Below are 26,287 nucleotides of genomic sequence, written 5' to 3' on the forward strand. Positions count from 1 at the left end.
CCTAGCGAAAAATGACAATTCAAAATAGCAGAAAAAGTGTAGCGGCGGCAAGGAGCCGTCTCAATCGAGCTGGAACGGTGAGTCCACCAACTCCTCGTGGCGAATCTCGTCCACCGGCTCGCTCTTGCCCTGACCGGCGAAGAGACGGTTGGGCGCGTTGAAGACAATACCGTTCTCGGTGCCGACGTTGCGGTAGGCGTGCACCACGCCCGGCGGGACCACCACGATGGTCGGCGCGTCAACACCAGCGTACAGCACCTGCTTCACCCCGAAGCTCGGGGAGCCGGAACGGGTGTCCCAGAGGTAGACCTTGAAGTTGGAAGGTCCCAGGAAGCAGAAGTAGTCGGTTTGATCGACATGCTCGTGCGGCCCGCGGGCCACGCCCGGCTGGGTCATGGAGATGTAGGACATGACCGGCATGATCTCCGGCTCCACTTCGTCGGAGCGGAACAGCTCGGAGAGCCACCCCCTCTCGTCCAGGAACTTCTTGAGCGGCTTGCACGTCACGTCGTGAATGCGCCCCTTGTTGAACTGCTGTACCGCGCTCATTGAACCACACCTCCGCCGCAAAGTTCCGTCTCGTTGTAAACCCGCTGCAGGTAGTCGCGGTACGAGGATTTCGGTGTTTCGTCGATAACCTTGGCCATCGCCTTGCAGTCGAGGTACCCCATGCGCAGGGCGATTTCCTCGAGACAAGCGATCTTGAGCCCCTGCCGTGCCTCCAGCGTCCCGATGAAGTGGGAGGCCTCCAGAAGGCTCTGGTGCGTGCCGGTGTCGAGCCAGGCGATGCCGCGCCCCAGTCGCTCCACCATCAGTTCGCCCCGTCCCAGGTACTCCCTGTTGATGTCGGTGATCTCGAGTTCACCCCGCGGCGAGGGCTTGAGCGCCTTGGCGATCTCAACCACGCGTGCATCGTAGAGGTAGAGTCCGGGGACGGCGTAGTTGGACTTGGGGGCCGTCGGTTTCTCTACGATATCGAGCACCCGTCCTTCCTTGTCGAACTCGACCACGCCGTAGCGCTCGGGATCCTGCACATAGTAGCCAAAGATCTTGGCGCCGGAGCGGAACTGCGCCACAAGGCGGTCCAGTTCCATCTTGCCGTAAAAGATGTTGTCCCCGAGGATCAGGCATACCGGGCCGCCATCGATGAACTCTTCACCGATGAGAAAGGCCTGCGCGATTCCCTTGGGCTCGGGCTGCACCGCGTAGCTCAGGCGGATGCCCCAGCGCGACCCGTCTCCCAAAAGCGCTTCGAAACGGGGAGTATCCTGCGGAGTGGAGATGATCAGGATGTCCGAGATACCCGCCATCATCAGGGTAGCCAGCGGGTAATAGATCATCGGCTTGTCGTACACCGGCTGCAGCTGCTTGCTGGCCACCATGGTCAGCGGGTAAAGTCTGCTCCCGGCACCGCCGGCCAGCAGTATCCCCTTCTTTATTCCTTGCGACATAGCACCCTTTCCGAAAGCAGAAAATCACATTAACAAAAGGTAGTTAGTACCACAGCGGCGTGCCTTGCGTCAAACAGATTATCCCGGCATATCAGGCCGGTGCGGCGGCAAGGTCTACAGCAGACGATCCTTGAGCCCCTGGTCGATGAAGCTCTCCTCGATCGCCTCACGGACCCAGGGCTCCTTGCAGCGGGCGAGCACGACGGCCGCCCCTTCGGCGATGGCGGGAATCTGGCTCCAGAGCGCGTTCCTGAGCGAGCGCAGCCGTCGGGGATCCGGGTTCTTCAACCCCACCAGCTCGCGGCAGGACTGACACAAGAGCGCCAGGTTGTCCTCGTCGGGCTCCTGGTCCGGCTGGTACTCCCAGAGGCGGAGTTCCTGGTCCCCTTCGCACCATTCGCAGCGAAAGCCCGCCCTTTTGCTGATCGTCTTGCCCAAGAGCTGCACCGCCGCCAAATGATCGCGGTTTTGTTGTGCCCCTTTCGCCATCGCTCCTCCTCCCCTGCCGCGCGGTATACCGCCGCGGGCGATCCAGCACCTGAGTTTAGCAGAATGGCTAACCAGATCAATACTTTTCTCCACCGACCGCCCCGCAGCCGCAACCAATTCTAACTGGACAGCGGTCACCCCTTGCGGGTAAAGTCGGACGCCGGTTTTAACGACCGGCCGCAGCATACGCACCGGAAAGGATCAACCATGAAACTGCCGCAACCGCTCTACCAGGGAACCCTGATCCGCCGCTACCAGCGCTTTCTCGCCGACGTCGAACTCGACGACGGCACAGTGGTCACCGCGCATACCCCCAACACCGGGAGCATGATGGGGTGCGCCCTTCCGGGTAACCGCGTTCTCCTCTCGGTGAGCGGCAACCCGGGTCGCAAGTACCCGCACAGCTGGGAGCTGGTGCAGGCCGACGGCGTCTGGGTCGGGATCAACACCATGCTCCCCAACCACCTGGCCCGGGAGGCGATCCTGAACGGCACCATCGCCGAACTCTCGGGCTACGCCAATATCAAGCTGGAGGTCCCCTACGGCACCGGGAGCCGGATCGACCTGCTCCTCTCCGGGGAGCGCGGCCTGTGCTACGTGGAGACCAAGAACGTGACCCTGGTGCGGGAACGCTGCGCCCTCTTTCCGGACGCGGTCAGCACGCGGGGACAGAAACACCTGCGGGAACTGATGGAGATGGTGCGCCAGGGGCATCGCGCGGTGAACCTGTTCGTGGTGCAGCGCGCCGACGGCGACGCCCTCTCCCCGGCCGACGCCATCGATCCGGCCTACGGGGCCCTGTTGAGGGAAGCGGCGCAGGCGGGGGTGGAACTGCTCGCCTACCAGGCCAGCGTCACCGAAAGCGAAATCCGGCTAAGCCACCCGGTGCCCGTACTCTTGTAGGTCATTGACATCCTTGGCAAGGACGCTAAAGTTATAGGCGCTGTCCCGGGGGACCAATGAGAACACCTAAACTCACCATCTTCGCCAAGCAGACCGGCGTCGAAATAGCTCCCAGCGAGAAAAGGCAAACGGGCAAGCCCGAGGAGGGTCGCGTCGCCTTCAGGTTTTTCCGGCTCGCCACCGGCCAGCCCCACATCCGCTTCCTGGCGGAGCCGTGCGAGGCCTTCGAGGTCGCCAGGAAGATCACGGCACTGCAGGCGTCGGGAGGCAAGGCGACCTTCACGCACCGCTTCGAGTCGACGGAAGGGGAGACCATCACCAAGTTGAACGTGGAGAGCTACCAGCGCAACGGCAAGCAGGGCTACGCCTTTTCCATCCAGCGCGGCGAGGAGAGCATCAACGTCCCGGCGCCGGAGGGGGAATTCCTCTTTGCCGCCGAGTTTCTGAAACAGCTTTCCGTGGCGCAGTCATGGGTGGCATGGACGGAACCGGAAGCGGCGAAACAGGAGTAGAAGCGATTGACGGGGTGGGCTGAGGTGCCGTCCGCACCATGACTGCGGCAACAGCGAGCGACCGAAACAACAGGGACAACAGCCGAAAGCGGGACAGCGTGATCAATAAACCGAGCAAGACCCTTTATCTCAGCATCGAAAGCAGGCTCTGCGACGTGGCCCTGGTGGGGCACGCGGTGCGCGGCGTCTGCGCCTGTTCCCCCCTCAAGGTGGAAGCCTACGGCGAGATGGAAGTATGCGTAGTGGAGGCCCTCAACAACGCCATCACCCATGCCTACAAACGCCAGGAAGGTTACCGCGTCGACACCGCTATCACCCTCCACCACGACCGCATCTCGTTCGAGGTCTCCGACGAAGGGAAAGCCATCGAGGAATTCACCCCCCGGAGCCTGGAGTTCGACCCCGAGGAGATCGGCTCGATCCCGGAGAACGGCATGGGGCTCTTCATCATCGAGACCCTGATGGACGAGGTGAGCTACAGCTCCAAAAACGGTAGGAACACCCTCTACTTCTGCCGGTACTTCACCCAGCCCCAGGCCTAGCCGAAGTCTTTCCAGCCACTAGTCCTTAGCCCTTACCCCTAGCTTCACCCCTGCCCCAGCAAGAACTCGAAGTCCTCGCGCCCGATGGCCACCGCGCCCTCGTTTTCCGCGTCCTCCAGGAGCGCGCGGTACAGCTTGAGCTTGCGCTTTTTCAGTTCCATCATCTTCTCCTCGATGGAGTGACGCATCAGGAGCCTGGTAATGGTGACCTGCCGCTTCTGCCCGATCCTGTGGGCGCGGTCCGACGCTTGGCTCTCCACCGCCGGGTTCCACCAGGGATCCAGGTGGAAGACGTAGGAGGCGCGGGTAAGGTTGAGCCCCCTCCCCCCCGCCTTCAGGCTCAACAGGAACACGCCCGGTTCGGTCGCCTCCTGGAAGTTCTGCACCAGGTCCTTTCTGCGTGACACCGGGGTGGTGCCATCCAGCCGCGAAGCGACGATGCCGCGCTGGCTGAGCCCCTGCTGCACGATGTCCAGGAAGGAGGTGAATTGGGAGAACACGAGGACGCTGTGCCCTTCGGCGAAGAGTTCGTGCAACTGGTCGACAAGGAACTCGACCTTGGGGGAGCGGTCGGCAGCGTCGGGAAGGACCAGGCGGGAGCAAAGACAGATCTGGCGCAGCTTAAGGATAGCGGTGAGCGCGATGATGCGTGCCTGTCCGGCCGAGTTGGAGCTGTAGGCGCGCGCCACCGTTTCCCGGACCTCGGTCACGGTGCGGGCGTAGAGGGCCTTTTGTCTCGGACTCATATCCAGGTAGATGTCGGTCTCCACCTTGGGGGGGAGTTCCGCAGCGATCATGTCCTTGGAACGCCTGAGGATAAACGGGTGGGTACGCCGGATCAGGGTCTCCAGGAAATCGGTCCCCTCGCGCCCCATCTGCCTGCGAAACTGCTCGTAGGGACCCAACAGGCCCGGGAGGGCCAGGTCCATCACGGAGAAGTACTCGCCCAGGTGATTTTCCACCGGGGTGCCGGTCAGGGTGACCTTGAACCTCCCCTTCAGCTTGCGCACCGCGCCCGTGGTCTCCGCGTGAATGTTCTTCACCGCCTGCGCCTCGTCGAAGACGATGACGTGAAAGGGAATCTTGCTCAAGATCTCGATGTCGCGCTGGATGACGCCGTAGCTGGTGAGCACCAGATCCACGCCGGAGAAATCGGCGCGGCGCCCCTGGCCGCGGTAGACGCCCACCTTGAGGCCTGGATAGAAGCGGGCCAGTTCACTCTCCCAGTTGAAGATCAACGTCGGGGGAACCACCACCAGGTGCGGCACGTCGGCCGGGAGCTGGGGCTCGATGCCACCCTCTTTCAGCCCCGCCAGGAGCGCAATGGCCTGGATGGTCTTGCCAAGCCCCATGTCATCGGCCAAGCAGGCGCCGAAACGGTGCTCGTACAAAAAGGCGAGCCAGCTGTACCCGTCGAGCTGGTAGTTGCGCAGAGTGGCCTTCAGTTCGGCGGGTGCCGGACGGCGGGGGATGCACTCGAACCGGGTCAGGCTCTCGAAGATGCGTTCGTCCTCCGGGGAGAGGAGCACCCGGACCCCGTTTCGCCTGAGCGTGATCCAATCCAGGATCTGCAGGCGCGGCACCCGCACCACCTCGCGCTTGGCGTGGGGGGCGAACAGGGCCAGCGTGCTGCAGGTGGTCGGGTCGAGCACGAACAGGGAGTCCCCCCTGCGGAAGACGCCTCCCCCCTGCAACGCGTCCAGCAGTTCCGTCTCGTCGACCAGCTCGCCGTCGGCGCGGATCTCGGGGCGCAGCTCGAACCAGTCGATACTGGAGCGGGTGGCGTCCAGGGTGAAGGTCCAGGAGGCCGTCTGCAGGTCTTCACCGGCCAGGGCGAGCGCGAAGTCTTCCCCGGCCAGCGCGCCCTTCAGTTCCGAGAGCTGCCGCATCAGGGCCTTGCGCTCCACGGCGAAACGCCCAACCCCTTCGGACTGCCAGAAGATGTCGAAACCGAAATGCTCCGCCAGAAGTTCCAGGAGCCGCCCCTGGCGCTCGATATCGATGGTCACCGCGAGCCACTCCCCCTGTTCGGAGAGCTGCAGCAGGGTGGTCGGCTGCTGCGCGATCTGGCAGAACTCGGTGATGACGGCGCGGGCATCGGCCCTGACCCCGCGTTTGTAAAACTCGGCTCCTTCCAGCGCCTGGCGCACCAGCCGGTCCCGTTCGCCGAGACTCGCACCACCCAATGCCGAAAAGCAGGCCCGGATGACGGCGGCAACCCGTTTTTTGGCCTTGAGCGGCTGGGGGAACAGGGCACGCCCGGCAGCGTTGAAGAAACGAAAGGCCGGTGCCGAGAGAGGGAAAGTGATCCCATCGGCAACCCCTTCGGCAGCCATCGAGGACGGCTCTCCCAGCTCCAGGATATTCAGCCGGTAGCGCGGTTCGAGCGGCAAAAGTGCGACCGTGGTACCCGATCGTGAAAAGACCACCCTTCGCGCGAGCTCGTCCTCACTGCCGCCCAAGTCAAAATGGACTGCATTGAAGCTGGCAGCGGGAAAGCGTACCACGCCATCCTGCGCCGGCGGGGTCCGCTCCGACTGTGCCAGTTTAAGGGCCAGGCTGGAGTAAAGGGCGGAAGCGGTATCGTCGACCTTGTGGATCACCCCACGCTTGAGGTCGAAATAGTACCCCTGGTGGATGAAGGCGTCCTCCCCCTCGACGGGGGCGCCGTCCTCAAGCGAGAGCCTGGCGGAGATCTCCTCCTGGTGCAGGTCGAGGTACAGCAAAACCGTGCGCTGCAGCGACGGATCGAAGTAGAGCTGCTGGAGCCCATCCGCCGCCAGGTAAAAGATGGGAAACCTGCCGCGGAACCGGGACAGAAACTCCTCGACGGCGCGGCCGCGCAGTGCCGAGGAATGCAAAAGCCGCAGGAACTCACGGATCGAGGCGGGGAGCGCGGCGTCATAGAGCGCGACCGGGACCTGGTCCAGCATGAGGCGCATGCGCAACGCGCCCAGCTCACGGTCCAGCACCAACGCGTAGCCCCCCTCGGTTACCGGCGCGCCCTCCTCGCTGACGGCGCCCTGAACCGGAGCGGCCGAAAGCGTGGCGCGGAGCCCCTGCAGGTAGTCGTTGGGGAGTTGCAGCATGGGAAAGGAAGCGGGCGCCAGCGCCTTCTTCAAGGTGGCCAGGGCGGCGACCAGATGGGGACAGCGGCCGTGGGGGCTCCAGGTGCCGCAGTCGCAGGCGCTGGAGAACTCCCCTTGGGTCAGGGAAAGAGAGACGCGGCAGGACACCTCGGCGTCGCGGAGCTCGACCTCAAGGACGCTGCCGTCCTTGTGCCAGCTCAACCCGCGGATGGGCGTCCTCTTGCACAGCTCGAAGCCGTTGAAGAGGTGCACCTTGTCCGCAAGTGCGTATATGCCTGCCGCCGGCATCTGGAAGAGGTGCCGCAGCAGGGGAATGGCCGTGATGTCGATCAAGTCGTCTTCTCCGGGCTGGGTAAGCGATAACGGATCGTTCAAGTTAGCAGAAAGAGAAGCCAAACACAACAGCACCATGCGCAGCGATAGATTAAAACCCGGGAGCGGAGCGTAGAACTGGGAAGGAAAAGGGAAAGCGAGTCGCGCCAAATGCCAAAGGGAGGGAGGAGAAAGGAGGAGGATAAGAGAACGGGCGAGTGAGCACAGTATGTTGCCACGAAGCGCTGCGAATGCACCAGCGTCCCCCCCTTTGCGAAGGGGGGACAGGGGGGATTTAACTGAAGCAGCCACAGCATCATAGCCAGCAACTAAGTTCAAATTCCCCTAAATCCCCCTTCGCAAAGGGGGACTTTTAATAAGGAAATTCCTTACACCAGGCATAAAAAATGGGGGACGGTCTCGAATCCGTCCCCCTAAAAAGGAGACCCAGGAGTGTGTTCCGGGGTGTTAATTAACCTATCGGCCCCACTTCCCAGGACTTTAATTATTTTTTCATCCGGACCAATTATTTCAGGGCGAAGTTGTCAATGATATAGCGCGCGATGCTGCGCTTGGGAGGAAGCGCGGGCGGCATGCGCTCCCTGGTGAACCACTGGGCGTCCTCGAGCTCCTCGGCCTCGACAGCGATCTCGCCCGACTCGTAGGTCGCCACGAAGCCTGCCATGAGCTGGCTCGGGAAAGGCCAGTTCTGGCTTCCGACGTAGCGGATATCGGTCACCTTCAGTCCGGTCTCCTCGAACACCTCGCGCACCACGCACTCTTCCAGGGATTCCCCGAAATCGACGAACCCGGCGACCAGGCTGTAGCGACCAACCGCCCACTCCGGCTTGCGGGCCAGCAGAAATTCCTCGCCCCGCCTGATCAGCACGATGACGCAGGGGTGGATGTGCGGGTAGTGCTCGTGGCCACAGCCGCCGCAGCGCTTGCCCCAGGTGGGGGCGATACGGGCCATGTCGGCGCTGCCGCAGCGCGAGCAGTGACGGCTCTGCTTCTCCCAGTAGAGGATCTGTCGCGCCACGCCGTACAGGGTGGCTAGTTGGTCCGGAAGTTCGGTCCAGGGTACGGCCTGCATCCCCCGAGGCAGCTCATCTCCCTTGGCCAGGCTGAAAAGCCGCACCGGTGCGCCGTCCCACTCGCCAAAGCGCAGTGACTGGCCGTTGTCGGCAAGCGACTCAGGAAGCTCGCCGTGATGCAGGTCGCCGTCGCGCAGCAGGAGCGTGTCTCCCTGCAGCAGGACCCAGTATCCCGGCCCATCCGCGCTGGCGGCGTCCGGCTTCAGTTGGGTGAACCTGGTCCTAATGATCTCGGCGTTGAACGGAAGGTTGACGGTCTCGGGGTATGACATGCTTCTGCTCCTGGGGCGGGGTGGTTGCTGCGTTGGCGTGCATAATACAGGAACCGGCAACGGAAGCAATCCCCCTTTTCTTTCAAAGCATTTAACTTGATTGGCTTGGCGCGCTATGTTACTTTTTTCGTTCGCCAATACCGGCCGCAGCATGGCCGCAACAGGAGTTCAAGTGAGCCAGAATAGAAGATTACCCGCGGAGTGGGAACTGCAGGACGGCGTGCTCATGGCATGGCCGCACGAAAAGAGCGACTGGCTCCCCTACCTGGACCAGGTCCGGCCCGTCTTCGCCGCCATCGTAAGCGCCATCAGCCAGTTCGAGAGGGTCGTTGTCGCCGCCGACGATCCCGAGGTGGTCCGCGAGGAATTATCCGCCGCGGGAGCCGACCTGGAGCACGTCCGCATCCTCCCGGTCGACTCCAACGACACCTGGGCCCGCGACTTCGGCCCCATCACGGTGCTGGAGGACGGCGCGCCGAGGCTGCTCAATTTCGGCTTCAACGGCTGGGGGCTCAAGTTCCCGTCCGACCTCGACAACCGTATCAACAAGACGCTGCAGGCTCAGGGTGTGTGGAACGCGCCGCTCGATACGGTGGGCTTGATCCTCGAAGGGGGCAGCATCGAGAGCGACGGCAAAGGGACCATCCTCACCACCGAGGAATGCCTGATGAACGACAACCGCAACCCGCACCTGACCCGCGAGGAACTGGAGGAGGAACTGCACGGCCTGTTCGGCAGCGACCGCTTCCTGTGGTTATCCAACGGGTATTTGGCCGGCGACGACACCGACTCCCATGTCGACACCCTGGCCCGCATCTGTCCGGACAACACCATCGCCTACGTGCGCTGCGACGACCCGGAAGACGAGCACTACCCGGCGCTGAAGGCGATGGAGGAGGAGATCCTCGCCTTCCGCACCCACGCCGGCCGCTCGTACCGCGCCATCCCCCTCCCCTGGCCGAGCGCCGTGTACGACGAGGAGGGGCAGAGGCTTCCGGCCACCTACGCCAACTTCCTGGTGATCAACGGCGCGGTACTGGTGCCGACCTACCAGGACAAGAACGACGCGGCTGCGCTGGTTGCCGTCGGTGAGGCCTTTCCCGGCTACGAGATCCTCGGGATCGACTGCCTCCCGCTCATCCTGCAGCACGGCTCGCTGCACTGCGTGACTATGCAATTGCCGAAGGGGACGCTTAGGTAGGGCGAGAAGCAGGGCGAATAATTATTCGCCCCTACAGGACGGACCACGCCCACTGAAGAACCGCTACCTGCCTCGCAATGATTACACTGTAGGGGCGAATAATCATTCGCCCCCCTCAACAGCACCACCGGTACAGAAGACGGAGAAGAACATGACCAAACTGAAAGTAGCCCTTGTGCAGCAGGCCCTGAAGGCAGGGCGCGACGAGATGGTGGCCGCCACCATCGCCAGGATTCGCGAGGCCGCCGCGCAAGGTGCCCAACTGGTGCTGCTCCAGGAACTGCACACCGGCAGCTACTTCTGCCAGACCGAGGACACCGCCTGCTTCGACGTCGCCGAGACCATCCCCGGCCCCTCCACGGAGCAGTTCGGCGCGGTCGCCCGCGAACTCGGCATCGTCATCGTGACCTCGCTCTTCGAGCGCCGCGCACCGGGGCTGTACCACAACACCGCTGTGGTGCTGGAGAAGGACGGCTCAATCGCGGGCAAGTACCGCAAGATGCACATCCCGGACGATCCCGCCTTCTACGAGAAGTTCTACTTCACCCCGGGCGACCTGGGCTTCGAGCCGATCCAGACTTCCGTCGGCAAATTGGGCGTGCTGGTCTGCTGGGACCAGTGGTACCCGGAAGCGGCACGCCTGATGGCACTTGCCGGCGCCGACCTTCTCATCTACCCGACCGCCATCGGCTGGGACCCGCGCGACGAGGCGGCCGAACAGCAGCGCCAGCTCGATGCCTGGGTCACCGTGCAGCGCGCCCATGCCGTCGCCAACGGCATCCCCGTCGTCAGCGTGAACCGGGTCGGTTTCGAAGCCGATCCGAGCGGCGCCGGCGCCGGCATCAAGTTCTGGGGCTCCAGCTTCGCGTCCGGTCCGCAGGGTGAATTCCTGGTCCGCGCCGGCGAGGAGGAGGAACTCCTGGTGGTCGACCTCGACATGCACCGCAGCGAGGACGTGCGCCGCATCTGGCCCTTCCTGCGCGACCGCCGCATCGACGCCTACGGCGACCTCGTCAAGCGCTACCGCGATTAATTGAAAGAGGGCGGCGCTGCCCATGGCGCCGCCCTCACCCGCTCCACCCGTCATGAGGTCCAACCAGGTGACTCAGCCCAGATCGCCACAGCCCCAACCGCATGACCTCCTGGCCCGCTGCACGCCGGAACAGTCGGCACTCGTCCAGCTTCTATCCATCATTCACGCGCCTCTCTCCAAGCACGTCCTGCTCAATATCATCAAAAAAACAGGCCTTCCCGCGCCTCCGGGACGTAGCTACACCGGCCTCGTCCTCGCCGAGATGCTGGAAGAGCTGAAGAACAAAAACCTGATCCGTCACACCGGCGAGGGCATTTCCTGCTCTCCCGAAGTCGCGCATGCCGCCACGTTGCAGGCCGTAAAGAGCCGCAGGTTTGAAACCATGGCCCACGAGATCGTCGCCGAAATCCCCATGGTCTCCAATTGGGGCAGCAACTTCTACCGTCTCTCGGCCCATGCCATGCGCGATGTACGCATCGGCATCTACCGCAAAGACGCCCGCGCCGCCCTGGCAGCTGCGGAACGCTACCTGCGCCAGTTCCCCTACGAGGCCCAGCACAGCCACCCCCTGGACGCGGTTTGCTTCCACCCCTTCGACGAGGAGTGGTTCCGCTCCCTCCCCGTCATTCTGCAGGGTGCGGCATTGGTAGCACACCTCTCCTCCGCGCGGGAATCCCTTACCGCTGCCGATGCACCGTTCCGGGTGCTCGCCGAATTGAGCGCCCGCCCCGACTCTCCACCATTTTTGCTCGACGTCTACTGCCTTGAGCTGTTATCGCGGGATCGCGCCGCCGACGCCGAAGCTGCCGCTGCCGAACGCTGCAGCTCGATCCAGATTGCGGTGCTCGCCTGCTGTGCGCTGCAGCGCGGACACTATGACCGCTCCGTGGAGCTGTTTCGTGCCGCCCTGGCCGCCCTGCGCAAGGAGACCGGAAAGAGAAAGGTATTCCTCGACAACGGCACCGGCCCTTTTTTCATCCTGGCCCTCCTCGCCACGCAGGACACGAAGCACCTCGAGGAAGCAGCGCAACTGTGCAGCTTCATTACAGCGAAGCGGGAGTGGCCCGACCAGGAGGTGTACCACGTTCTGCAAGGGGTGATCGCGGAACGGCAAGGAGGGCGCAGCAGCAAGGAGTTTCAGGAGGCGTCGCTGCAGCGTCCCGCCCAAAGCCCGCTCCACGCCCTGTTCCGGCTGATGGCCCTGTACTGGTGCGCCAGCGATTACCGCACCGCCGAGGCGCGCAAGCAGGGCACCCTGGTACAGCGGTTAAAGGATTCAGGACATAGCTGGATCGCCCGGGAGATCGAGCAGACCGGCGCGGCGGATGCTGCGGAACCCGCACCTGACATGACGCGGATTCCCTTGTACCGCGCCCTCGCCCCGGTGGAGTCATGGCAAAGCGCCATCTCCGCCTTATTGCGCCTGAACGCGGACGACGCCGGCGACCCGGACGCGCCGCAGTCGCGCCTGATCTGGCACTTCGAGGAGCTGCGCGGCTTCTTCCAGATTACCCCTAGAGAACAGAAGCAGGCGCCCAACGGCAAGTGGAGCGCCGGACGCAATCTGTCCCTCAAGCGGCTGGTGGAGGAGACGGAGAGCCTCGATTTCCTGAGCGCCCAAGACCGGCTTATCTGTGCCTGCATCAAGAAGGAGCGCGACACCGGCTACTACAGCCGCGAAAGCTACCAGTTGAACCAAGACCAGGCGGTGCCGCTCATGATCGGTCACCCTCACGTTTACCTGGATGCCGCCGCGTCGGTACGCCTGGAGCTCGTGCACGGCGAACCCGAACTGCAACTCACCACCCAGGGGGAGTTGCTGCAACTGCAGTTCTTCCCCCCTTTCCAGCAGGATCAAAAGCTCTTCCTCCAGAAAGAGACGCCAACGCGGATCAAGGTTTACCAGGCCAAGAGCGAGTACAAAAAGATCGCCGCCATCATCGGCGCCGGCCTCAAGCTTCCTGCCCGCGCCAAGGACCAGGCGCTGGCGGCGATTAACTCGCTGGCATCGGTCCTCACCGTGCATTCGGACATCGGCATCGATTCAACGGAGCAGGTCCCCGGCGACGCCACCGCACACTTTCATCTGCTGCCCTACCAGGCCGGTCTGCGGTTGCAGATCCTGGTCCGCCCCTTCTCCGATGCCGGCCCCTACTTCCGGCCCGGCACGGGCGGCGAGACCGTTCTCGCCGAGGTCGATGGGAAACGGCTGCAGTGCAAACGGGACCTGAAACTCGAGGAGGAGCGTGCCGCCGCTGCCCTGTCCCAATTGAGCGCGCTGGCAGAGACCGACGAGAACGAGGGCGAGTGGCTGGTCCCCGGGACGGAGAGCGCGCTGGAGCTCTTGATGCAGTTGCAGTCGCTTGGCGATTCGGTCCGGGTTTCCTGGCCGCAGGGAGCGCGCTTCAAGATAAAACAGATGGTTACTCCCGGACAGTGCAAGCTTTCCGTGAGGCAGGCGAAGGACTATTTCGAGATCGAAGGAGAGGTCAAGATCAACGAAGGGCTGGCGCTCGACCTGCGTCAACTGGTTGATCTGGCTCGCAACGCGCAGGGGCGTTTCGTGGAACTGGGGGACGGCGAATTCCTCGCCCTCTCCTCGCAACTGCGACGCTACCTGGACGACTTGACCGCCTGTGCGGATGCAAGCGGCGCCGCTTTCCGCTTCCATCCCCTTGCCGCTCCCCTCTTCGAGGATTTCACCGCTGCGGCAGGAGAATTCCAGGCCGACCGGTACTGGCGCGAACAGGTGAAGCGGCTACGCGAGGCGGAATCGTTTCGGCCGCAGCTGCCGGCCACGTTGCAGGCGGAGTTGCGCGGCTACCAGGTGGAGGGCTTCAACTGGTTGAACCGCCTTGCCTACTGGGGAGTGGGCGCCTGCCTCGCCGACGACATGGGGCTGGGCAAGACCGTCCAGGCGCTGGCCCAGATTCTCAGCATGGCGCCGCAAGGCCCGTCCCTGGTGGTTGCGCCCACCTCGGTCTGCCTAAACTGGGACAGCGAGGTGGCGAGATTCGCGCCGACCTTGAACCGCATTGTCTATGGCGGGCCGAAGCGATCTGAACTGCTGCAGGGGCTGCAGCCGCTCGACCTGGTTATTTGCAGCTACGGCCTTCTTCAGCAGGACGCCGAGCTCTTGGAGGCGGTCTCGTGGCAGGCCATCGTTCTGGACGAGGCGCAGGCGATCAAGAACATGGCGACCAAGAGGAGCCAGGCAGCCATGAAGCTCCGGGGGAAATTCAAGATGGTCGCCACCGGCACCCCCATCGAGAACCACCTCGGTGAGCTGTGGAACGTGTTCCGCTTCATTAACCCGGGGCTGCTCGGCTCGCTGAAGCAGTTCAACGTACGATACGCGTCCCCCATTGAGAAAAGCGAGGACAAGAAGGCGCGCCAGCGGCTCAAGCGTCTGATCCAGCCCTTCATCCTGCGCCGCACCAAGAACCAGGTGCTCGAAGAGCTCCCGCCCCGGACCGAAATCACCATCCCCGTGGAGTTGGGGATGGAGGAGGCCGCGCTCTACGAGGCGATCAGGAAGAGCGCCCTGGACAACCTGGCCGGCGTCGACAAGGTGGAAGGTAAAGCCGAACTGCACCTGAAGATTCTCGCGGAGATCATGAGGTTGCGCCGCGCCTGCTGTAATCCGCGCCTGGTGCTTCCCGACAGCGCCATTCCCAGCTCGAAGCTGGCCGCCTTCGCCGAGATCGTCGATGAGTTGAGGGAGAACCGCCACAAGGCGCTGGTCTTCAGCCAGTTCGTGGGGCACCTGGCTATCATCCGGAACTACCTCGATCGTGCCGGCATTCCCTACCAGTACCTGGACGGTGGTACCCCGGCGCCGGAGCGCAAACAGCGGGTCGACGCCTTCCAGTCCGGATCGGGCGACCTCTTTTTGATCAGCCTCAAGGCCGGCGGTGTGGGGCTCAACCTGACCGCCGCCGACTACGTCATCCACATGGATCCTTGGTGGAACCCCGCGGTCGAAGACCAGGCCTCCGACCGCGCCCACCGCATCGGGCAGCAGCGCCCAGTCACCATCTACCGCCTGGTCGCCAAGGGGACCATCGAAGAGAAGATCGTCGGCCTGCACCAGCAAAAACGCGGCCTCGCCGACAGCCTGCTCGACGAGAGCGACCTCTCCGGCAAGGTGACAGTAGAGGAACTCCTGGCGCTGCTGCGCTCAGGCTCTTAGCTCTTTCCCATTCTCCGGTCTTCGCATATAATAACGTGCTTCAACAACTGAACACGAGGCTATAGCTTGAGTTACCTCAACCACGCTCACAACAGAATCAGAACCATCGACATCACTTTCTCGGCAGCTATCTTGCTGCTGACCGTGATGCTGTTCCTGTCCTATTACATTCGCGCCGAATTGTCTGAGTCGAACCAGCTTACCGATCACACCTATGAAGTCATCATGTCCGTCGACACGCTCAGCAACGCCCTGTTGCAGGCGGAGAGCAGCAGGCGCGGATATATTCTCACCGGCAATGTGCAGCAGAAATCACGCTGTGAGTTTTTCGTTCAGCAAGCCATGGAAAACCTAAAAGAAGTGAAGGAGCTCACCGTCGACAACCCCGGCCAGCAACGGCGATTGGCCAGGCTGGGGGACCAGATCACCAGGAAGCTCGCCATCTTCAAGACCTCCATCGCTCAATACGACAAGATCGGATTTCGGGCTTCGTTGCAGGCACAACTGACCGAAGAAGGCACAGCCCTGATGACGTCGACACGAACGGGGCTCGACGAGATAAAGAACCAGGAAAAGGCGCTATTGGGCCAACGGCGCAACAAAGAACGCACCACCCTCCTGATCATGACCGTGGTGTTCTTCTCCGGCATCGCAATCGCCATCATCCTGTTGAGCCTCAGCTACTACATCGCCCGCCACGAGTCGCTCAGTCATTTAATCGCCGCCGGTGACCTGCAGGCGGCTAACCGGGACATCTCCGACCTGAGCAGCATGACCCAATTGCTGCAATCCTGTTCCAACTTCGAGGAGGCACGCGGCATCCTCTCCTGCTACGGAGAAAAGTTCTTTCCCAAGGCCTCGGGCGGGATCTATTTGATCAACGCCTCCCGGACACTTATGACGGACGCGGCGACTTGGGGGGCTGCCGACCGAAAACCGTTCACTCCGGACCAGTGCTGGGCCATGAGGCTCGGGCAGGCGCATCTCAGTGCCGCCGCTTCCGACGTCAAATGTCAGCATGTCGAGATGGATAGCGTGACGGCGCATCTGTGCATCCCGCTGGCCGCGCACCACGAAACGCTGGGGACGCTCCACCTGAGCTTCGCGCGGAACGGAGATCCGGAGTTCGTGGAAAAAATACGACTGAAGTCCGCCGCTTTCGCGGAACAGGTCGCCCTCGCCGTCCGGAGCCTGCAAATGCGCGAACAGCTGCGCGAGCTTTCCATCCGCGACCCGCTGACCAGCCTGCTGAACCGGCGTCACATGGAAGAGTCGCTGCTGCGGGAGATCAGCCGCGCGTCCAGGACCAAGCAGCCGCTCAGCGTGGTGATGCTGGACGTGGACCATTTTAAGAACTTCAACGACGCCTTCGGTCACGAGGCAGGGGACCATGTCCTGAAGGAGGTCGGCCAACTGCTGCAGAAAAACGTGCGCGACAGCGACATCGCCTGCCGCTTCGGAGGGGAAGAATTCACCTTGATCCTTCCCGAGGCGGACTGTGACATCGCCCTTGAGATCTGCAACCGCATCAGGAATTCGGTAAAGGAGCTGCAAGTGGTCGTAGGAAGACAGCACGTGGGTCACGTCACCATTTCGGCAGGGATCTCCGTGTTCCCGTCCGACGGTGACACCATTCAGCAATTGCTCGCCATCGCAGACGAGGCACTGTACGAGGCCAAGGAAAAAGGCCGCGACCGTGTCATAGCGAGCTGTTCATCAGATTGATAGCTGCCACTGAACCCATTGTCATTGACTTTGTAACAGTAGCCGGTGTATTAGAATAAAAATTCTAATAAACAGCCACTGAACGATTGCTGGGCGCGAGGCACAAAGTATTTCTCAGTTGCCGCGACCAGCGGCCAGACAAAGGAGAATAGGTATGGACGCAGTGGTATCCGTTTTCTTCGGGATCGCCTTGTTGGTAGTTGTCTTCGCCATCGCCACCTACAACAGCCTCGTCAAACAGCGCAACCTCTTCAAAAACGCCTTCTCCCAGATCGACGTGCAACTCAAGCGCCGCTATGATCTGATTCCCAACCTGGTCGAGACTGCCAAAGGGTACATGAAACACGAGCGGGAAGTACTGGAGGCGGTGATAACGGCTCGTAACCAGGCAGCGGCCACGGTGAAGCAGGCAGCCGCGCACCCCGGCGCTGCCCAGGCCATGACCGCCCTGGCCGGCGCCGAGAACACCCTGAACGGCGCACTGGGGCGGCTTTTCGCGCTGGTCGAGTCCTACCCGGACCTCAAGGCCAACCAGAACATGATGCAGCTCAGCGAGGAGATCACCTCGACCGAGAACCGGGTCGCCTTCGCCCGCCAGGCCTACAACGACGCGGTCACCTCGTACAACACCTCCCGCGAGGTGTTCCCCGCCTCCCTGATCGCCGGTTCCTTCGGCTTCACGCCGGCCAGCGTCCTCGAGATCGCCGAGGTTGAACGTCAGGCGCCTCGCGTGGCCTTCTCCTAAGGTCCCACCCTATGCTGGATTTCTTTACCAGGCAGGAAGCGGCACGGCGCCAGACCGGGCAGCTGCTTATGCTGTTCGTACTGGCTGTGGCCGGGGTGGTTCTCGCCGTCTACCTGCTGGCCCTCTGCATAGTCGGCTTCGCAGCGCTGAAGCGCGGCCAGTTGATCGGGCTTTGGCAGCCGCAGATCTTTCTCTGGACCGGCCTCTCGACGCTCACCCTGATCACCTTTACCTCAATCTGGAAGATGAACCAGCTGCGCGAAGGGGGCTCGGCCATAGCCATGGCGCTGGGCGGCACCCCTATTCCCCCGCACACCAAGGAGCCGCAGGAACGGCTGCTGCGCAACGTGCTGGAGGAGATGGCGATCGCTTCGGGGGTGCCAGTGCCGGAGCTCTACCTCCTGGAGGGGGAACGGGGCATCAATGCCTTCGCGGCGGGTTTTGGTCCCAGCGATGCGGTGATCTGTGTGACGCGCGGGGCAGTGGAACTCCTCAATCGCGACGAATTGCAGGGAGTGATGGCGCACGAGTTCAGCCACATCCTGAACGGCGACGTGCTGCTCAACATCCGCATGCTCGGCTGGCTGGCCGGCATCCAGGTCGTGACCCAGACCGGGGAGATGTTGCTGGCGGGGACCAGGCACACCCGCAGTCGCAGCAGCGCCGGCCTCCTCGCTATCGGCGGTGCCCTGTACCTGATCGGTTACCTCGGGCACTGCTTCGCCCAGCTCATCAAAAGCGCCGTGTCGCGGCAAAGGGAGTTTCTCGCCGATGCCTCCGCCGTCCAATTCACCCGCCATCCCGACGGACTGGCCGGTGCTCTGAAGAAGGTCGGGGGGCTGTCCATCGGGTCCCGCATCAGCCATCCGCGCGCCATGGAGATGAGCCACATGTTCTTCGGCAGCGCCCTTCCTGCTGCGTGGCTGGAGGTGATGGACTCCCACCCTCCCCTGAAGGATCGGATCCGGTGCCTGGAGCCTCGCTTTAACGGGGTGTTCCCGAAGGTGGCTCCCCTTCCCTATGTAGAGGAAGAAAAGGCGCCGATCGTGCGCCGGCCAAAGGCTGCGACACCGGCACCCGTGCCCCAGCTTACCGGAGCGGCCGTGGCGGCGCTTCTGAGCAGCATCGGCGAGCCGGTGCAGCAGCACCTGGACCTCGCGCGCGCCCTTTTGGCCGAGCTTCCCCCCGACGTTGTACAGGCAGCCCGGGAGCCGCTCTCCGCCCGTGCACTCGCCTACGGGCTCCTGCTCGACGGCGCCCCCGACATCAAGGCGCGTCAGTTTGAGTTGGTGGCAAGCATGGACGGAGCGGACGCCGCCGCGGCGCTACAGCAGCTGTTGCCCGCGTTGAGCCACCTCTCCCCGCAGGTCCGCCTGCCGCTCGTCGACCTGTCGCTCCCGGCGCTGCGTCGACTCACCCCCCAAGAATTCGCCCGCTTCAAACGTGCCACCGAGGCCCTGGCCGCAGCGGACGGTAAGCTGAGCGTTTTCGAGCTCACCCTGCGCCACCTGCTGCTACGCCACTTGGAACCGACCTTCTCCCCGGCGCACCACCGGGCGGTGGAAATCTACGGCGTACGGGGCGTGCAGGACCACTGTTCCTGCGTGCTGACCACCCTGGCGCGCGTCGGCAGCCGCGCCGAAACAGCTGCGGCCGCGGCCTTCGCTGCCGCGGTGAAACTTCTCGAGGAACCGAAGGCGGAGTTCGCCTTCCTCCCGGCGGCCGCGTGCACCGGGCCGTCACTGCAACAGGCTTTTGCCGCCTTGGAACGCACCAGCCCGTTGATCAAGAAAAAACTCCTGGCCGCAGCGCTCGAATGCATCGTGCACGACCAAGCCGTGCAGCTAGAGGAAATCGAACTTTTCCGCGGCATAGCCGACGCCGTGGGGTGTCCGGTCCCGCCGTGGTTAAACCTGGCAACTCCGTCGGCAACCATCCCGGATTCAGCGGTAGGCGCTCACGCTTCACGGGAGGTATCCGATGCGCAAGCACCACTTTAAGCAGAGGGTACGCGCCGCGGTGCTGCTCACTGCCTGCACGCTGCTGGCAGGCTGCCCGCACCGGGTGATGGATGATCCGGGCCCGGCAGTCACCTACTACCGCCCCCTCGGCTCGCTGCAATGTACCGGGGGCGGCAAGACTGTGGCTGAGATTGAACATGAACTACGCAAGGCGGGCATCACCGTCAACCGTGCTGCCTGCGGCGTGGACGGCAGGATGCACGCCATGGTCTGCGGCGCACCCGACGGACGCATCGCCATCTTCGAGATCCCGGCGCAACAAGCGGTGTCCGCAGCCGCCCTTGGCCTGAAACCGCTGGCCACCCTCCCCGACGCCGCCGAGACTCCCTGCCAGGCGCCTTAATCACAACTCTGGAGACGAGCATGACATCAACAAGCCACAACACCGCGACGACGCTGCGGCAGGTACTGGGTCTCCCGGTGATCGTGGCCGCCCTGGGCTATTTCGTCGACATCTATGACCTGGTGCTGTTCAGCATCGTCAGGGTCCCGAGCCTTAAGGGGATCGGGCTCGCGGGACAGGAGCTTATCGACCAGGGCGTCTTCCTGCTCAACATGCAGATGGCCGGCATGCTGCTGGGTGGCATCCTCTGGGGTATCCTCGGTGACCGCAAGGGACGCCTGAAGATCATGTTCGGCTCGATCTTCATCTATTCGATGGCAAATCTCGCCAACGCCAGCGTACACTCCATCGAAGCCTACGCCCTGCTCCGCTTGCTGGCCGGCGTCGGTCTGGCCGGCGAACTAGGCGCGGGGATCACGCTGGTCTCCGAGGTGCTGCACCGCTCCATCCGGGGCTACGGCACCATGATCGTTGCCACGGTCGGCGTCTCCGGTGCGATCCTCGCCAACTTCGTCGCCAAACAGTTCGACTGGCGTACCGCCTTCATCATCGGCGGGATCCTCGGGCTCATGCTCCTGATGCTCAGGCTGAGTGTGGCCGAATCGGGCATGTTCAAGGGGATGGAATCAAGATCGATGTCCAAGGGGAACTTCCTGGCCCTGTTCACTTCCAGGGATCGTTTCGGCCGCTTCCTGCATTCGATATTAATCGGCCTCCCCTCCTGGTTCGTAGTCGGGGTGCTGATCACCTTCTCCCCCGAGTTCGCCAAGGTGCTCAACGTGCAAGGGGCGGTCAACGCCGGTAACGCGGTCATGTACTGCTACCTCGGCCTGGTCGCCGGTGACCTGGCCAGCGGTGTCCTGAGCCAAGTACTCAAAAGCCGCAAGAAGGTGGTGCTCCTGTTCCTGCTCATCACCGTCGCCGCGGTCGCGGTCTATTTCGCCGCGGCAGGAGTGAGCGCCGGCGTCTTTTACGCCATCTGCTGCCTGCTCGGCTTCGGCATCGGCTACTGGGCCATCTTCGTCACCGTCGCCGCCGAGCAGTTCGGCACCAACCTGCGTGCCACCGTCGCCACCTCGGTCCCCAACTTCGTACGCGGCATGACCATTCCCATCACCATGCTGTTCCAGGTGGCCCGCAAGAGCCTCGGCATCGAAACCGGCGCCATCGTGGTCGGCGTGCTCACCCTGGTCATCGCGCTCTTCTCCCTGTCGCGACTGCAGGAGACCTTCCACAAGGACCTGGACTACTTCGAGGAGTTCATCTGACCAAGCCGGCACGAAGCATACATTACGGCTGGGTCATCGTGGCCACGGCGGCGCTCGGGGTTTTCTCCTGCTTCGGGCTGGCCCGCTACGCCTATTCTGTGCTGCTTCCCGGCATGCAGACGGGACTGGGGCTCACCTACGACCGCATGGGCTTCATCGGCACCGGCAATTTCGTGGGCTACCTCCTCTCGGTGCTGGCCGCCCCCCGCCTGATGAAGCGCCTCAAGCCGCGCCGCATGGCCGCGCTCGGCCTCCTTATCATCGGGGCCGGCATGATCGCCATCGGCGCTTCCTCCTCCCTGGCCGCCATCATTCCCCTCTACGCCCTGGTGGGCATGGGGAGCGGCTTCACCAACATCCCGCTCATGGCCTTGGTCACTTACTGGTTCCGTAGCGAACAGCGCGGCAAGGCGGCGGGACTGGTCATCGCCGGCAACGGTATCGGCATCATCCTGGCAGGTTTGCTTATCCCCTTTTTGAACCGCACCTACGGCGCCCTGGGCTGGCGCAGCGGTTGGATAGCGCTTGGGGCCATCTGCCTCATTGTGGCCGGTGTCGCGGCGCTGCTCTTGCGCAACCACCCCTCCGACCTCGACCTGGAGCCGGTGGGACGCAAGGTGGCGCCCTCTCCCGAGCAGTTCCTGCACCACGAGCATAAAGGGGACGGCAGGGTGCTCTGCCACCTCGGCATGCTCTACCTGGTCTTCGGCGTCACCTTCATGGTGTACGGCACCTTCATCGTGACCACCATGGTCAAGGAATACGGCCTCACAGAGGCGCAGGCGGGGCTGTATTGGTCCTGGGTCGGCTTCTTCAGCTTCTTCTCCGGGATCGGCTTCGGCACCCTCTCCGACAAGATCGGCAGGAAGCGCGGCCTCGCCCTGGTTTTCGCCGTGCAGAGCGCCGCCTACCTCCTGGCGGGAATGAAAGTGGGCACGGCCGGCCTGATCGTGTCGCTGATCCTCTACGGCTCCACCGTCTTCGCCATCCCCGCCATCATGGCGGCTGCCGTCGGTGAGTACCTGGGGCTGAACCGCGCCTCTTCCGCTTTCGCCACCATCACCATCTTCTTCGGCGTGGGCCAGGTGATCGGACCGGCAGGAGCCGGCATCATCGCCAAGGCCTCCGGGGCCTTCACCATGCCCTACCTGATCAGCGGCGCTCTGACCGCAGTGGCCCTGGTGTGCGCGCTGCTCCTCCCGCCTCCTCGGGAAAGGGTGGAGTGACCATGGCAACCGACCAGAACCGGCACCTGCTGCGTACCTCGCTCGTCACCGCGATTGCCCCCTGCATCTGGGGAAGCACCTACATCGTGACCACGCAGTTGCTCCCTCCCAACCACCCGCTCACCGCGGCACTCCTGCGCGTGCTCCCCATCGGTCTGATCATGATCGCCCTGCAGCGCCGCGCGCCCCTGGCAGAGTGGTGGGGGCGGCTCTTGTTCCTGGGGCTTTTGAACATCGGCGTATTCCAGGCGCTGCTCTTTATCGCCGCCTACCGGCTTCCTGGCGGGGTGGCCGCCACCGTGATTGCGACCCAGCCCTTGGGGGTAATCGTGCTCTCCCGACCGCTCCTGGGCAGCACCCCCACGCGCCTCGCCTGGATCGCGGCAGGTACCGGTGTCGTCGGCGTGGCCCTCCTGGTGCTCACCCCGGCGGCACGGTTGGACGCCTTCGGCCTCGCGGCGGCGTTTGCCGGCGCAGGATGCATGGCCCTCGGCACCGTGCTCACCAAACGCTGGTCGACGGCGCCGCTTCCCATCGCCGCCTTCACCGGATGGCAACTGGTTTTCGGCGGGCTGTTCCTGCTCCCCCTGGCGCTGCTCTTCGAGGCGCCGCTCGCGGGTGTCACCGTTAAGAACGTGATCGGTTACGCCTACCTGGGTATCTTCGGCACCGGCATCACCTACATGATCTTTTTCTGGGGGATCAAGCGATTGCAGCCGTCGGCGGTTTCCCTGCTGGGACTGTTGAGCCCGGTCATGGCCACGGCGCTCGGTTTCCTGTTACTGGGGCAGAGCCTCACGCCCTTACAGATTGTGGGTGGGGTGTTGGTGCTGTGGAGTATTTGGGCGGGGCAGCGTCAGGCGCCGGGGAAGCGCTAGCCGCGACGGTCGAGGAATTCCTGAAGTTGGGACAGGGTGGGCAAAGCGGCGCGACCACCCAAGGCGCAGGTGTTGAGGGCGCCGACGGCCGAGGCGTAGCGAGCCGACTCTCGAAGCGAGAGCCCGCGCGCAAGTCCGAAGAGAAAGCCGCCGTGGTAGGCGTCGCCGGCGCCGGTGGTATCTACTACCTGCTGCACCGGGTAGGCCGGCTGATGGAAAGATTCGCCGTCACGGGACAACAGCAAGCTCCCCCGCGTCCCGCTGGTGACACCCACCACCTGGGGGCCGTACTGCAGAAGCGCCTGCGCGGTCAGTTCGGGCGACGATGCCCCGGTGCAGCTCGCAGCATACTCCTCGGCGACGATGCAGATATCAACCAGCGGCAACAGCTCGCGGTGCTCCTGCCGGAAGCGGTGCGATCCGCCGTCAAAGGAGACCAGCACACCCGCTTCCCGCGCCACGCGAGCCGCCTGGAGGCAGGCCTGCCAGTGCCGCCCGTTCAGGTGCAGGATCTTGGCAGCGCGGATCATGTCATGGTTCAGCTTGTCAGGGGTGAGTTCGCCGGAGGTCCCCGGCGCGAAGGTGATGGCGCGGGCGCCGTCGCGTTTTCTGACCAAGATGGTCGCCTGTGAAGAAGAGCTGCCGGCGTCGATCACCATGCCCGCCGTATCCACCCCTGCCGTTTCCAGTTCCGCGAGGATCATCCGGCCAATGAGGTCGTCCCCTACCAGGTCCAGCATCGCCGTGCGCGCGCCCAGCCGAGCCGCCGCGACCAGCGCGGTGGCCACCGGACCTCCCCCCGCCAGCGCCGAGGCATGCGCCCGCTGCACCAGTTCTCCCCCAGGCAGTTCATCCACCACCATGAGCAAGTCCATGGTGCAGACGCCCAACCCCACCACGTCATATTTCATAGTGCCGCCTTTTGCTGAATATCCCTCTTGAGAGTACGGGAACTGGTAGAGTATGGGCCCCACAAAGCGCTGCGCGCGAACCCGCGTCCCCCACTTTGCAAAGGGGGGACAGGGGGGATTTTAGCAGCTACAGCCTCAATCTCATATGCAGAAATCCAGCACATCCTCCTGGCGCGCCCCCGCCTCGTCCATCTTCTTGATCACGTCGGCGAGCGTGGTGCCGTCCAGGATGCGCGCCATCTCGTCGCGCACGTCCTTCATGACCAGCCTGATGCCGCAGGTCGCCTCGTTGCCGCACTCGGTGCACCTGGCGTAGGCCATCTCGCTGACGCAGGGAACCGGCGCCAGTGGCCCTTCCATGATCCGGATCGCTTGCCCGAAGGTGATCTTGTGGGGCGGCCGTCCCAGGTAGTATCCCCCTCCCCTCCCCTTGCGGCTCTGCAGGATGCCGCTGTTCTTCAGGTTGAGCAGGATGTTCTCCAGGAACTTCTTGGGGATGCGCTCGTCGCGGGCCAGGTCCGCGATGAGGATCGGCCCCTGGTCGTACTTTTGCGCCAGATAAATCAAGGCCTTCAGGCCGTATTTGGTTTTCTTGGATATCATGTTTTCCTCTTATATCTTCAGCCCGATCACGGGCCAGATGAACACAACCGATCCCATGAACAGCAGCCAGGAGATGGCCATGACCACGGCGCCTGCCACGATGATGTCGCGGCTCTTCAGATACCCCGAGGCGTAGGCGATGGCGGTAGCGGGGGTCCCCATGGGAAGGCAGTAGGCGAGCCCCGCCGGGAGCGCGATGGAGAGCGTCATCACCTTGGGGTCCATCCCCGTGGTCTGGCACAATCCCATCCCAACCGGCATCAGGATCGCCACCACCGCCGCATGGCTGATGCACTCGGTGACCAGGATGGCCACCAGCGATATGACAGCGATCACCGCCAGTGGCGCGTGCGCGTGATCGCCCATCCCTTTTTTCACCACCCAGACCGCCGCACCGGTCTTCTCCAGGGCCGAGGCGAGCGCGATGGTGCCGCCGTACATCAGGATGATGCCCCAGTTGACGTATTCCTCGATCATCTGCCAGGAGATCACCTTGAAAGTGAACAGCGCGGCCGCGCCCAGGATGGCGATGGCAGCGAGCCCGGTCTTCTCTCCCAGGAACATCCAGCAGACAACGGTGGCGACCATGACCAGCGCGGTGAGGATCTCGTCGAAGCTGATCTTACCCATTTCCAGCCGTTTGCCGTTGAGAAATTTAAGTCCCACTTCAACGTCGTCCAGGTCGGGCGGGAAGAACTTGAGCAGTATGGCGAACCCCAGCACCAGCAGCGGCAAGACGATCATGCAGGCCGCGGTGGACCACTCGATGAAGGTGAAATGAAGCCCGGTAGCCTCCTTGAGAAGCCCCGCGGCGAGCGGTGCGCGGGCCCCGCCCAGGAAGGTGGCGATGCCGCCGATGATGCAGCCCCAGGCCATGGACATGAACAAAAGGCGACCGAAGTTGCTCTTTCCCTTCTCCAACCGCAGGGCCGTGGCCAGTTCGGTCACCACCGGAAAAAGCATGGCCGCTACGGCATGTTCGCTCATGACGAAGGAAAGGAGCGCGGACAACAAAAATACGGTGAAAGCGAGCCGGGTCGGCGTCCTACCGAACCTGGCCAGCATGGCGCGGGCGATTCGGGCGGAAATGCCGGTGCCGGTAAGGGCTGCGGCGAGGATGAAGGCGCCCAGGATGAAAAACACCGACTCGTTGCCGAACATGGAGTAGGTTTTCTTGGCGTCCATGATGCCCAAAAGCGGCAGCATCACCATGGAGAGGAGCGCCGTGACCGCGATGGGCAGCAGTCCCGAGATCCAGAAGAACACGGTGGCGCCGAACAGCACCAGCGAGCGGTACCCTTCGACGGAGAGCCCCTCGGGGGGCGTCAGACGGATCAGGAACCCGATCACCAGGGCGACCGCGGCCATGACCTGATAGCGCGCGGTGCGGTCCAGCACGATGAGCCATAGGGGGCGGTTGTCGATTTTTAGCGGTTTGTCCAGGAAGTGCTTTGATTCCATCAGTCGGGGGGTGCCC

At 63.4% G+C, this 26,287-nt stretch carries 21 protein-coding genes; 13 read left to right on the forward strand and 8 right to left on the reverse strand.

The annotated features are described in order from the left end of the window. Window positions 1-60: 60 nt before the first annotated feature. From JFN90_RS03160 to JFN90_RS03170, 3 genes are all read right to left on the reverse strand, one after another. Entirely contained in the window at window positions 61-549 is a 489-nt protein-coding gene (locus JFN90_RS03160; protein WP_199393656.1) for a dTDP-4-dehydrorhamnose 3,5-epimerase family protein, read from the reverse strand. Beyond that, window positions 546-1,451: a glucose-1-phosphate thymidylyltransferase RfbA gene (gene rfbA / locus JFN90_RS03165; protein ID WP_199393657.1), complete on the reverse strand. Its 906-nt coding sequence runs from the start codon at window positions 1,449-1,451 to the stop codon at window positions 546-548. The genes JFN90_RS03160 and rfbA overlap by 4 nt, the downstream gene beginning before the upstream one ends. 114 nt (window positions 1,452-1,565) lie before the next feature. Beyond that, window positions 1,566-1,940: a hypothetical protein gene (locus JFN90_RS03170; RefSeq protein WP_199393658.1), complete on the reverse strand. Its 375-nt coding sequence runs from the start codon at window positions 1,938-1,940 to the stop codon at window positions 1,566-1,568. Between the two features lie 207 nt (window positions 1,941-2,147). Between JFN90_RS03170 and sfsA the strand changes: the two genes are divergently transcribed. Genes sfsA through JFN90_RS03185 form a run of 3 tightly spaced genes read left to right on the forward strand, consistent with a single transcriptional unit; the run spans window position 2,148 to window position 3,897 of the window. Next, a complete protein-coding gene (gene sfsA / locus JFN90_RS03175) occupies window positions 2,148-2,843 on the forward strand; it encodes a DNA/RNA nuclease SfsA (RefSeq protein ID WP_199393659.1) in 696 nt (231 codons plus the stop codon). 56 nt (window positions 2,844-2,899) lie between these two features. After that, on the forward strand, window positions 2,900-3,355 hold the full coding sequence (locus tag JFN90_RS03180; RefSeq protein ID WP_199393660.1) for a hypothetical protein: 456 nt from the start codon (window positions 2,900-2,902) through the stop codon (window positions 3,353-3,355). A gap of 38 nt (window positions 3,356-3,393) precedes the next feature. After that, window positions 3,394-3,897, forward strand: a complete 504-nt coding sequence (locus JFN90_RS03185) for an ATP-binding protein (protein ID WP_215906671.1) — start codon at window positions 3,394-3,396, stop codon at window positions 3,895-3,897. A 44-nt stretch (window positions 3,898-3,941) separates the two neighbouring features. Here JFN90_RS03185 and JFN90_RS03190 read toward each other — a convergent pair whose 3' ends face one another. Next, a complete protein-coding gene (locus JFN90_RS03190; RefSeq protein WP_236018837.1) occupies window positions 3,942-7,319 on the reverse strand; it encodes a DEAD/DEAH box helicase in 3,378 nt (1,125 codons plus the stop codon). Between the two features lie 505 nt (window positions 7,320-7,824). Further along, window positions 7,825-8,664 carry an NAD(+) diphosphatase gene (nudC, locus tag JFN90_RS03195; RefSeq protein ID WP_199393661.1) on the reverse strand — a complete coding sequence of 280 codons (840 nt, stop codon included), beginning with the start codon at window positions 8,662-8,664 and terminating at the stop codon, window positions 7,825-7,827. A gap of 172 nt (window positions 8,665-8,836) precedes the next feature. On the opposite strand from nudC, the gene JFN90_RS03200 reads away from it, so the two are divergent. From JFN90_RS03200 to JFN90_RS03245, 10 genes are all read left to right on the forward strand, one after another. Beyond that, complete coding sequence (locus tag JFN90_RS03200; RefSeq protein WP_328755294.1) at window positions 8,837-9,865, forward strand: agmatine deiminase family protein; 1,029 nt, start codon at window positions 8,837-8,839, stop codon at window positions 9,863-9,865. Between the two features lie 151 nt (window positions 9,866-10,016). Further along, entirely contained in the window at window positions 10,017-10,898 is an 882-nt protein-coding gene (locus tag JFN90_RS03205) for a carbon-nitrogen hydrolase (protein WP_328755296.1), read from the forward strand. A 67-nt stretch (window positions 10,899-10,965) separates the two neighbouring features. Next, on the forward strand, window positions 10,966-15,090 hold the full coding sequence (locus JFN90_RS03210; protein ID WP_328755297.1) for a DEAD/DEAH box helicase: 4,125 nt from the start codon (window positions 10,966-10,968) through the stop codon (window positions 15,088-15,090). Between the two features lie 66 nt (window positions 15,091-15,156). After that, entirely contained in the window at window positions 15,157-16,815 is a 1,659-nt protein-coding gene (locus JFN90_RS03215; protein ID WP_199393662.1) for a diguanylate cyclase, read from the forward strand. A gap of 154 nt (window positions 16,816-16,969) precedes the next feature. Then, entirely contained in the window at window positions 16,970-17,560 is a 591-nt protein-coding gene (locus JFN90_RS03220; RefSeq protein ID WP_199393663.1) for a LemA family protein, read from the forward strand. Window positions 17,561-17,571: 11 nt separating this feature from the next. Beyond that, window positions 17,572-19,560 (forward strand): M48 family metallopeptidase, encoded by a 1,989-nt coding sequence (locus JFN90_RS03225; protein ID WP_199393664.1) that lies wholly within the window; start codon window positions 17,572-17,574, stop codon window positions 19,558-19,560. Continuing rightward, the gene (locus tag JFN90_RS03230) at window positions 19,541-19,924 is read left to right on the forward strand and encodes a hypothetical protein (RefSeq protein WP_199393665.1); all 384 of its coding nucleotides are present in this window, start codon (window positions 19,541-19,543) and stop codon (window positions 19,922-19,924) included. The genes JFN90_RS03225 and JFN90_RS03230 overlap by 20 nt, the downstream gene beginning before the upstream one ends. Before the next feature lie 20 nt (window positions 19,925-19,944). Further along, window positions 19,945-21,192 (forward strand): MFS transporter, encoded by a 1,248-nt coding sequence (locus tag JFN90_RS03235; protein ID WP_199393666.1) that lies wholly within the window; start codon window positions 19,945-19,947, stop codon window positions 21,190-21,192. A gap of 38 nt (window positions 21,193-21,230) precedes the next feature. Continuing rightward, window positions 21,231-22,418, forward strand: coding sequence for an MFS transporter (locus tag JFN90_RS03240; protein WP_328755300.1), 1,188 nt, complete (start codon window positions 21,231-21,233; stop codon window positions 22,416-22,418). Window positions 22,419-22,420: 2 nt separating this feature from the next. Continuing rightward, a complete protein-coding gene (locus JFN90_RS03245; protein WP_199393667.1) occupies window positions 22,421-23,296 on the forward strand; it encodes an EamA family transporter in 876 nt (291 codons plus the stop codon). Here the strand turns inward: JFN90_RS03245 and JFN90_RS03250 are convergent. From JFN90_RS03250 to JFN90_RS03260, 3 genes are all read right to left on the reverse strand, one after another. Next, window positions 23,293-24,207, reverse strand: coding sequence for a carbohydrate kinase family protein (locus JFN90_RS03250; RefSeq protein WP_199393668.1), 915 nt, complete (start codon window positions 24,205-24,207; stop codon window positions 23,293-23,295). The genes JFN90_RS03245 and JFN90_RS03250 overlap by 4 nt on opposite strands. A 141-nt stretch (window positions 24,208-24,348) precedes the next feature. Then, window positions 24,349-24,810 carry an RrF2 family transcriptional regulator gene (locus JFN90_RS03255; RefSeq protein ID WP_199393669.1) on the reverse strand — a complete coding sequence of 154 codons (462 nt, stop codon included), beginning with the start codon at window positions 24,808-24,810 and terminating at the stop codon, window positions 24,349-24,351. A gap of 9 nt (window positions 24,811-24,819) precedes the next feature. Next, window positions 24,820-26,271 carry a DASS family sodium-coupled anion symporter gene (locus JFN90_RS03260; RefSeq protein ID WP_199393670.1) on the reverse strand — a complete coding sequence of 484 codons (1,452 nt, stop codon included), beginning with the start codon at window positions 26,269-26,271 and terminating at the stop codon, window positions 24,820-24,822. Between the last annotated feature and the right edge of the window lie 16 nt (window positions 26,272-26,287).

The sequence above is a fragment of the Geomonas propionica genome (assembly GCF_016458235.1).
GTDB lineage: Bacteria > Desulfobacterota > Desulfuromonadia > Geobacterales > Geobacteraceae > Geomonas > Geomonas propionica.